General features: G+C 60.9%; 4 protein-coding genes. 1 reads left to right on the forward strand and 3 read right to left on the reverse strand.

What is annotated here, in order from left to right:
- Window positions 1–242: 242 nt before the first annotated feature.
- Together HY011_09150 and HY011_09155 are read right to left on the reverse strand one after the other, a co-directional pair.
- Window positions 243–1685 (reverse strand): hypothetical protein, encoded by a 1443-nt coding sequence (locus HY011_09150; protein MBI3423093.1) that lies wholly within the window; start codon window positions 1683–1685, stop codon window positions 243–245.
- Window positions 1686–1884: 199 nt separating this feature from the next.
- A complete protein-coding gene (locus HY011_09155) occupies window positions 1885–2490 on the reverse strand; it encodes a redoxin family protein (GenBank protein ID MBI3423094.1) in 606 nt (201 codons plus the stop codon).
- A gap of 169 nt (window positions 2491–2659) precedes the next feature.
- Between HY011_09155 and HY011_09160 the strand changes: the two genes are divergently transcribed.
- Entirely contained in the window at window positions 2660–5029 is a 2370-nt protein-coding gene (locus HY011_09160) for an endo-1,4-beta-xylanase (protein MBI3423095.1), read from the forward strand.
- Between the two features lie 9 nt (window positions 5030–5038).
- Here HY011_09160 and HY011_09165 read toward each other — a convergent pair whose 3' ends face one another.
- On the reverse strand, window positions 5039–9715 hold the full coding sequence (locus tag HY011_09165) for a VCBS repeat-containing protein (GenBank protein MBI3423096.1): 4677 nt from the start codon (window positions 9713–9715) through the stop codon (window positions 5039–5041).
- Window positions 9716–9857: the final 142 nt, after the last annotated feature.

Genomic DNA, 9857 nt, shown 5'->3' on the forward strand with positions numbered 1-9857 from the left:
ACGCGACGGTTTGTGGGTGTGGATGAAAATCAACTCCGAGGTAATATTCACTCACGGTTTCTCCTTCAAAGAACGACTCTGACTGGTCAAACTCATTGTAGTTCGACGCGGGAGAAACCGTCTTTATGACATCAGACGGAAGAGATATTGATTAGCCAATTCCGTGTGTTCCGTTATTTCCGGCTGTTCCGTAATCTCAAAAAAGCCGTCAAAAGCTCGGCTGACGACTGGTTGCAGGCTGCTTAACGCGGCCTGCCGCCGCGCCGCGCGCCTTGCCACAGATTCGGCATACCCTTGCGGTTCTGAAAAGCCTCGCGCAGATGTTCGTTGTAGGTCTGCTGCAACGTTGGCAATTCCGCTTCATTCGCGGCGACGACCAGCAAGCTCATGCTGCCCATCTCGTCCAGGGAGCCTTCGCCCCAGGTCACACGCTTCGGCGGATTGCTGGGATTGCGCGGATTGGCGGCGCTGTTGTCATAAGTCACGCGCACATCCAGCCGCGTGCCTTTGGGCAACGCCACGTAGTCTTTGAACTGATATTGATCCTGCCAGGCAAAATCCCAATCGTTGATGCGCAGCATGGTCTTGACCTGCCCGTTCGGCAAGGTCGCGGTCAGTTTCATTTGCTTGCCCAGGTAATGCGCGTGCGCCCCGACGCCAAAGGCTTTCACGTCCACCGGCAAGACGAAAGAATCATCAATCGCGTATTCCTGCGCGCCCGCCGGGATGTCCAGACCTTTGAAGACACCAAAGAGCGGCGGCAGTTGAATGCCCGTGAACGCCTTGGTCGGCGCTTTGTCAGCGAAATAAAGCCCAATCGTCGAAAGCTCTTTTTCGGGTTTGCCCGACGGATGAAAGTGCGTTGAGAGAATCAGGTCAGCGCCTTTCGGCACGAAAAACGCCAAGCCATCCGGTAACACGCGGGCTTGCGCGCCGACGGCCCAACCGCCCAAGCTGCCCGTCGCCGCCCCGCGCGGTTGTGCGCCGCCGCCGCGATTCCCGCCCAACAAGCTTTGCAACGTTCCACGTCCCAAGCCGCCCATCTGCCCGGCATAACCCGGCAGCGGATCGGCTTCATCCTGCTTACGCGCTTCGCCGGTGGCGTCATAAAAGAACAGGCTGTGATGCAAGACCGCCCGCGTGCCCGGACGGAAATCAATGGCCTTGACCCAGCGGTCTTCGGTCAGATTGAGCGGGATGGCGAAGTTGCGATAAATGTCCGGACCATCGGCGGGCACGCTATACGCTTCGCTCATCTTGACGACCAGATCGGGCGTGCCCAATTGCCAGCCGTCCGTGAATTTCGGCAGCGGCGGCAGCTTTTTCGGATCGCCTTCGGGCATACCGGCATTCACCCATTGTTCAAGCGTGGCGATCTGCGCGTCGGTCAAACGGCGTTCGTTTTTGAAGGCGACATCGCCCGGCTCGGCCTTCCACGGCGGCATCGTGCGCGCGTGCGTCACTGCGGCCAGCAACTTGCCGCGCTTTTTGGCGTCGGCGTAATTCAGCAAGGTGAAGGGCGCGGCCTCGCCCGGACGATGGCAGGTCGTGCAGTTGTTGAACAGAATCGGCGCGACGTTTTCGCTAAAGGTGACGGCGCTGCCTTGCACCGCATTTGGCTGGCCCGATAGCAGCAACCCCGCCACGCCGGACAGTAACAACAGACAGAAAAGACGTTTGTTCATAAGCTTCGCTCCCAAGTAGAAATTAAAGCGGTTTGCAATTGCGTTTACGGGAGCGCGTTGTGCCGGGACAGTACCGCGCGCGTCAGCAAGCGGTGCCTGGGCGACTCAGCCAATGGCGTAAGCTTGACGCGCCGCTTGCTCACGCGCGCGGTACTGCCCCGCTGCGCGACTTTTCCCATACACCGATGTGAAAACCGATCTAGTTTTGCGCCGCGATGTAACAACCAAGCGCCTGTGTGCGCGCCACCAGCACCGGCTCGTGTTTTAACAACGCATCGAGCGCCGCGCGCAAATCGTGTTCGGTGACTTGCCGCCGCGCCTTGCCCAACGCCGCGTAAAGATTATCAATGCGTCCGCGATAGACGATGGCTCCGGCCTGGCCGATGACGGCGACTTCGGGCGTCACGGTTGCGCCGGTCGCCTTGACCAACGTGTGTGCGGCGTCGTGAATCGCCACGAAATCAGTCAGCTTGTAGGTTTGCCGATGTGTTTCCAATTCCGCCCGCGTCGCCGCCGCATCGGCGTAGACCAGATAGAAACGAATCCCGCGCGGTTGATAGGTTTGCGCCAGTCGCTGCAATTCCGGCGCGTAGCGATTCGAAATGGGGCAATCCGGCGCTACAAAAACGAGTACGGTGGCTGGCGCGTCAGCCAATTCGAAAGGCGTTTGCGCACGCCCTTGCAGGTCGTTGATGACCAGCGCGGGTTGCGGCACACGTTCGGCTTGGCTGGCAACTGCGACGAATCCGCAGCAAGCCGCAACCACCCAAATGAAAATCCCGAATTTTGCTCTTCGCTTTGCCATTCGATCTCTTCAACACTTCGCTTGCATTACATCAGACGCTGGCGGCCCTAGCAAAGACGGTCAAACTTTGTCAGGCGCGCGCAAAGTTTTGTCAACGACTTGGCTTTGCAGAAATCGCGAAGTCCGCTCTACACTAACCGCCCCAAACCCTGTGGCGGAGAGAACACCAATGAAAACGTTTGCCTTGCTAATGACGCTATCCCTGACCTTTGCGGTGAGGATGCCCGCGAACGCCCAAACACCGGTCAGCCTGCTGCCCGACAATCTCTACAATGCGAGCGGCGAACTCGCGCCGCGCGCTATTGCCGCCCCCATCAGCGTCAACGGCCAGGCCTTCACCCAAGCCTATCGCCTGACCATCAACAGCACGTCGGCCAAACTGAGCGACGCGGCGTTGCAATGGGCGACAGTGCGCGCCGTCAACACAGGCGACAACCTGACGCTGACGTTTTGGGTGCGCAAAGTCGCGCCACTCGATGGCCACAACCTGCGTGGGCTGGTGCTGTTTGGCAAGGCGGATGAAAAACCCGCGTTGGCCGCGCCCTTCCCTTGCGACAGCGACGTGTGGATGCGCTACAGCATTCCCTTCAAAGCCGCCGCCGATTACGCCAGCGGCGCGGCGCAACTCACCTTTCAGTTCGCCCACGGCCCGCAAGCCTTTGAACTCGGCGGCCTCGCGTTGACGGATAGCGGCCCGACACCAACGTTGGGCAATGTGCCGACGACGGCGGTCATTCCCGAAAATTATACGCAAGGATCGTCCAGCTATTTTGATAGCAGCGTGGGCGGCGGTTCGTCGCGCGTCGCCAGCGCGACGGGCCAGAATTTCACGCAAGCCTTTCAAATCACGGTCAACGGAAATTCGGCGTTCGTTTACAACGCGGGCTTGGGTTGGCGCACCATCACGCAAGTCAACAAAAACGATGTCTTGCTGCTGACCTTCTGGCTGCGCAAAGTCGAAGGCGCGGGGCCAGTCAAGGGGCAGGTCATCTTTGAACGTGCCAGCAGCCCGAACGAAAAGTCCGTGCGTTTGAATTACCCCACCGAAAGCACCGAATGGAAGCTTTATCAAATGCCGTTCAAAGCGGCGGACAATTACACACCCGGTCAGGCGCAGGTCGCTTTCCAATTCGCCTACGGGCCGCAAAAGTTCGAGGTGGGCGGCGTCTCAGTCGTCAATTACGGGCCGAACGTGCTGCCCGAACAGTTGCCGAAAAATTACGATTACGCCGGACGCGGCGACGCCAACGCCGCGTGGCGCACCGCCGCCCAAGTCCGCATCAATCAAATTCGCAAAGCCGACCTGACCGTCGTCGTGCGTGACCGCGAAGGCAAACCGCTGCCCGGCGCGACGGTCTTTGTGCAACAGACCGACCACGCCTACCGCTTCGGTTCCGCCGTCACCGCCGCGCGCATTACCGGCACCGGCGCGGATAACGAGCAGTATCGCGCGCACATCAGCAGTCACTTCACGACCAGCGTGTTGGAAAACGATTTGAAGTGGCCTATCTGGGAATGCACAACCTGCGGCGCGTCGTTCAACAAAGACAACACGCGCCGCGCCATCACCTGGCTGCTGGAACGCAACATCGCCGTGCGCGGTCATAACCTGATCTGGCCTTCGACGCGCAATATGCCCACGAACACCGCCGGATTAACTGGCGAGACCTTGCGCAAACGCATTGACGACCATTTTGCCGAAATCCTCAGTGACGCTGGCACCAACGGTAAACTCTATCAATGGGATGTGGTCAACGAACCCTACGACAACTTCGACGTGCAGGGCCGCATCCCCGGCGTCGCGGGCGTCGCGCCCTCCAACGGCGCGCTCGGCAACGAAGAGATCGTGCGCTGGTACCAGAACGCGCGCCGCCTCGACCCGGCGGCCAAGCTCACGCTCAACGATTACGACATCCTGGCGGGCGGCGGGCTGAACACGCTCAAGCAAAACTTCCTCTTCGCCCTCGTCGCCTGGCTGCGCGAACGCGGCGCGCCGGTCGAGGTCATCGGCTTCCAAGGCCACTTCGGCTACGTCACACCGATTGACACGATGCAGGCCATCGTAGACCGTTTCGCCCAACTGGGCCTGCCCATAGCCATCACCGAATTCGATTTCGACACGACGGACGAAGCGCTCCAAGCCGATTTCACGCGCGATTTCATGACCTTCATCTTCAGCCAACCCAGCTTTGACGACTTCCTGATGTGGGGTTTCTGGGAACGCGCGCACTGGCTCCCTGCTGGTGCGATGTACCGCGCCGACTGGTCATCCAAACCAAACGCGCTGGCCTATACCAACTTGCTGTTTAACGAATGGTGGACGAATGCGGATGGCTTGTCGGATGCGGCGGGCAAGTTCACGGCGCGCGGCTTCAAGGGTGAATACAACGTGACCGTGCGTGTTGACCGCGTGGAAAAAATCGTGACGGCGAAGCTGGATGGCAATGGCGAAGTGGTGGTGGATTTGGATGTGCTGGCGCCGCGTGGGCCGATGAAGCGGACGGTGCCGGAGGGGCGCGGAGTTACCCCATCGCAGTAATGCGGTGGCTCAGCGAAATTGCACTTGCACCGCATTCGCCGCCTGTCCCTCCACGCGCACGACAACATCAACCAGCCCGCGTCCGGCCAACGCAGGCCCCAGCGGCAAATTGAGTTGATCCACGCCCGCCAACCCGGTCAACAAACCCGCGTATTGCACCGGCACACTGACGCCGCCAAGCGTGGCGGTAACGGCGGGCAAGTCGCTGCGCCAGCGCCAGCCGGTGCCATACAACACTAGCACGGTCTGTTCATTCGCCGCGCCTAAAGCAATTGGCACCGGCACGAAGCGGCTTAATGCAGCGTCGTAACGCGCCACTGGTTCGTATTGCTGGCTGCCATCGGCACGCACGCGCAACACTTGCGCGGCGGGCAAACCGCTCCCGCTGCCGTCGGCGGTAAACAATCCCGGCGCGACGCGGACAATTTGCGTGACGGCCACGGCGGTCACAAAGTCGCCGATAGAAACTTCAATGGCGGCAGGCCCCAAAGCCGTGCCTTCGGGAATCATCAGATTGAGCTGGGTCGGCGCGACAAACACCAGCGGCGCAAAGCGCGCGACACCCGCACTGTCGCGCACCCGCACGGAAGTCCCGCCTAAATGGCTCGGCAACGGCCAAGCCGTAGCGTTGCGCACGGCCACAGCCAGTTGCGGGCCAAACAGCGTGACGAGTTGTTCGGCGGCCAGACTCGCGCCGCGAAAATCGGCGGCAGAAACGGCGGTGGCGGCGACGGGCGCGGCAGTTCCGGCACACGCGGTACGGTTGTAAAAAACCTGCAAGCCGCCATTCACCGGATTGAGCAAATCCGGTTTGCCGTCGCGATTCACGTCCAGCAACGCAAAGAACCGGCTCGTACCAGTATCGGGAACCGCTTGCACGCGGAAGTTGCCCACGCCGTCGCCCAAAGCCAGCATCAATCCATTGCTCGCCAGATCAAGCTTGCCATCGCCGTTGTAATCACCCGCCGTGACGTAGTTGCCCCAGGTTCCGTAAAGCTGTTTCGGCGCGGCAAACCCGCCCGCGCCATTGCCCAACAACACGTAAAGCGCAAAGCTGCCATTGTCGCCCAGCACGACATCGGGTTTGCCATCGCCGTTTAATTCGGTCACGAGCAGATAACGTTCCCAACCCGAATAAGTCGCAGGCAATGGCAGCGTCGTGCCCACGGTCATTGTCGTGGCCGCGCCAAACCCGCCCGCGCCATCGCCCGGCAAAACGGCGAACTCGCCTTTCGTACCGGCGACGATCAAATCGCGTTTGCCATCGGCGTTGAGGTCTGCGCCCGCCACTGACACCGGTTCCGAGACGGGCGCGACGTTGGTCACGACGGCGAATCCACCAAAGCCATTATTGAGCGCCAGCGAAACCGTGCGGGCGGCGGCGTTGACGATGGCCAAATCGGGGCGGCCATCGCCGTTGAAATCGGCGGCGGCCAGATAGTTGGCTCCGCGATCTGTCGTCATGAATCCCGGCGGCGAAAAATTGCCGTTGCCCAGATTGCGCAAGATGGACACCGTGCCGCCTTTGCTGGCCGTCGCCAAATCGGGCCGCCGGTCGCCATCGAAATCGGCCGTGAGTAAAAAGACCGGCCCTTCGTTCAGCGGCGTGGCGGCCAACACGATGCGCTGGCCGAAGGTGCCATCGGCTTGCCCCGGAAAGAGAAAGAGAAAATTGCTGGTGAACTGGCCGCCCACTACGGCATCGGTCAAGCCATCGCCCGTGAAATCGGCGGTCACGATCAATTCGGCGCGATTCCCAGCAGCATACAAACGCGGCGCGTCCAAGCGGCCTTGACCAAGACCGAAAATCACTTTGGGGGGCAGGCTCGACGCCAGCAAATCAAGCTGACCATCGCGATTGAAATCGGCCAGCGCAATTGCGGTGAGCGGCGCTTGAACGGCATAGCTCGCGGGCGCAGCGAAATCGCCCGCGCCATTGCCAAACAGAATGCCCACGCTGCCGCTCTCGTTGTTGACAACCACCAAGTCGGCGTTGCCATCCTGATTCAGATCGCCGATGACGACTGCCGCCGCCAGCAAGCCGCCGCTGAAATACGCCACCGGATCGCTGAACGTGCCGTCGCCGCGATTGAGCATGACAGCGACACTATTTGAAAGGCGCTTGACGTAAACCAGATCGGACAAGCCGTCGTGGTTCAGATCAGCCACCGCGAGACGCAGCACCTGACTGGCATTCGCCACGACCTGCGGTTCGGCAAAAGAGCCATCGCCATTGCCCAAGAGTAATGTCACGCCTTCGCCCGCCAGCGCCAGATCGAGTTTGCCATCGCGGTTGAAATCACCCGTTGCCAGCCCGGCCAGATTGTCGCCCGCGTCGAAATAGCGCACGCCGTCGAAAGGCACACCCGCGCCGCCTTGATTCAGCAGCACGCCGATGCGCTTGCCGGTGCCGTCGCCGACGGTGATCAAATCGGGCCGACCATCGCCGTTGAAATCGCCCGTCACCAGCGCATTCAAACCGGCAGGCGGAAAGAAAGCGGAAGCCACGCCGAACAAGACGGGCGGTTGCAACAAGCCCGCGCGGTCATTGAGCAACAGCGCCACGTCGCCGGATTGTGTCAGCGCGACCAAGTCCAACCAACCGTCGCCGTTGAAATCCGCTTTATCCAGCGCGACCGGCGCGAGTCCGTTCGTGTTGGGATACGGCACCAATTGCAGGCTCCGTTCAAACCCGCCGAGGCGATTGCCAAAGGTCTGGTACAGCGTGCTTGCCACATCGAGCACGCCATCGCGGTTGAAATCACCAAGCACGCCGTCGCTGCCAGCTTCCAGCGCTGTCGTCTTGAACGACAGCGCTGGGCATTCGCTCAAGGCGAGTACCATCAGCGTATAGCTGCGCGTGACTGGCGGGCCGCAAATCGTTTGCGCCGTCAGAGTCAGCGTGTGCGCTCCGGCGGGCGCGGCGTTTTCGATCAAATAGCTGCCACTCACCGCGCTCACGCGGCCCAGGAATCCGGGCGAGGCCGTCAGGCTCACTTGCCCCGTGTACGGCGAGTTGAGCGAATCAAACAATCTGAATGACCTGGAACCATTGAGCGGCACTGTCAAAGGGTCGTTGCCGAGCGACGGCAACGGGGGCGGGGCTAAAGCGGCCAGCACATTCACAGTTACTTCGGCCAAGGTTGTGCGGCCACCCGCATCCGCCACCCGCAAGGTCGCACGATAACTGCCGGGCGCGGTTTGGCAACTCACACGCACCACAGCAAAGACCCAGCCGCCGTTCGCATCCACCCGGAATTGACTAAAGGACAACCCCGCAGGCGCTTCATGCAAACTGGCGGTCAACTGCGCAGCGGGTGTTTCCGCATCCTGTATGCGCCCCAGCGCAACCTCGCCGCCAGGCGGGTAAAGCTCAATTGGTTGCTGCGGCGTGAAGACGGGCGACGCATTTGGCGCGGCGCAATCCGTCTGGTTGACCAGCGCACCGATGTTTACGCTCGCGCCAGGCGTGTTGCCCGTCACCGCCAAATCCTGCTTGCCATCGCCATTCAAATCCCCCACCGCCAAATCGAACGGCAAGGTTGGCGCGGCGAAGATGTTCGCGCCTGCGAATTGCCCCGCGCCAAGGCCGAGATAAACATAAGTGCTCAGCACGCCTTCGTTCTGAACCAAGGCCAAATCGCGCTGGCCGTCGCCATTGAAATCGCCGCTCGCCAAACTGTTGACGTCAGGATAGCCGTGATAAATCGTGCCCGGCGGCTGCAACGGCTGGGGCGCGCTGAAACCGCCTTGCCCATCGCCAAACAGCAACAACGCCAAGGTCATCCCATTCGAACTCAACACGAGGTCAAGTTTGCCATCCCCGTTCAAATCATCCGCCAGCGCGCGGCCCGTCGCGCCGGCCACCGGGAACGCCGGACGCACGCTCATTTGGTTCGCCGCCTGCCCCAGCAACATCGTCACATTGCGTGAACCGCCGTTGACCACTGCTAAATCCGCCCGGCCATCGCCATTGAAATCGCCCGCCGCCAGCGTGCGCGGTTGCACGCCTGCGGCAAAGCGCGCTGCCGGCGCAAAACTATTGCCATTGCTGAACAGCACATAAACGTAGTTGCTGCCTGAGTGTGCGACGGCCAGATCGGTGCGGCCATCGCCGTTGAAATCGCCTGCCGCCAGCGCCGCCAACCCCCCGCTCGTCGCAGTGCTATCAAAGTTGTACAAGGCCGGATTGAAAAATCCGCCCAATCCATCGCCGCGCACGACCGCCACCCCAACGCCCGGTGTCAAGGTCGCCAGATCAAGTTTGCCATCCCCGTTCAAATCGGCCAGCAGTAAGTCGCCGACATCCGCGCGACCGGGGATTTGCAAGCCTGGCCCTGCGTTATACGTGCCGTTTGGTTGGGCCAGAAAAACGGCAATCCGGCCGGCTCCGTCATCAAAGAGCCGCCCGTTTGTCAGACGCACTGTGGCAAGCAAGTCTGGCCGCCCATCATTGTTCACATCACCGATGCGCAGGCGTTGTAACAAGACGCCGCTTTCGTTGAGCGTGGCCAGCGCGGCGGTTGGGCGGAACGTGAGGGAAGAGCAAGTGGATTGCGCCGCAGGATGTAGCACAACGGTTGAGGACAGCTTCGGCCACAGTAATGAAAGCGCACTGATGACGAAGAAAAAGAGGCTGAACCGAAACAGCCCGGTCGGAAAACCAAGGATGGCAGCAGTATGCATGTGTGTCCCCTCCGCAAGGTGAATTTGACCTGTCAGCTTCAGCCTAGAGCGGTTTGCAGTTGCGTTTACGGGAGTCAGTTGACGTGGGGACAGTACCGCGCGCGTGAGCAAGCGGTGCTTTGGCAATTCAGCCAAGGGGGCA

This window comes from Acidobacteriota bacterium (assembly GCA_016196035.1).
Lineage (GTDB): Bacteria > Acidobacteriota > Blastocatellia > RBC074 > RBC074 > JACPYM01.